Origin of the sequence: Bifidobacterium aemilianum, assembly GCF_003315635.1 — a bacterium.
GTDB classification, from domain to species: domain Bacteria; phylum Actinomycetota; class Actinomycetes; order Actinomycetales; family Bifidobacteriaceae; genus Bifidobacterium; species Bifidobacterium aemilianum.
Genome location: NZ_PDCG01000062.1, coordinates 1 through 482, shown reverse-complemented (window position 1 = coordinate 482; position 482 = coordinate 1). Strand labels below are relative to the sequence as shown.

General features: G+C 66.6%; 1 protein-coding gene. It reads right to left on the bottom strand.

The window, feature by feature from the left end; translation table 11 throughout:
* Positions 1–482 (bottom strand): InlB B-repeat-containing protein (locus tag CRD60_RS08415; protein ID WP_130473097.1); only part of this gene is annotated, 482 nt, incomplete at both ends.

Sequence of the window (482 nt, the reverse complement as noted above, 5' to 3'; positions counted from 1 at the left end):
TGATGCCGGTCTGGTCGGTGATGGTGGGGTTGGGTGTCAGTCCCGGCGCGAGGAAGCGCACGGTGTACTGGTCGGCCTCCCATTTCGCCTTGATGGTCATGGGGGCGTGGACGGGGTCGGTGTCCGGGTTCCAGGTCGTGTGGTCGCTGGTCCGGACCCAGCCGGTCAGGTGGTGCCCGGGTTTGGTGGTCATCAGGGTGCCGATGGCTTGTCCGTCGGTCACGGACAGGCTGGTGGGCGCGCCGGTGCCGCCGTTCTGGTCGATGGTGACCGTGTACGTGTTGCGTGTCCATTTGGCGTGCAGGGTCGTGTTCGAGGACACGGGTCCTGTCCTCCATGGTTGGGTGAGGTTGGTGTCGGTGTACCAGCCGTTGAAGGTGCCGTGGCTCCAGGCGCCCGGTGTGGGGGCGTTCAGGGTGGTGTCCTTGTCGATGGTCTGGGCCGTGATGCTCAGGTCGCCTGCCGCCTGGCCCAGGTCGTAG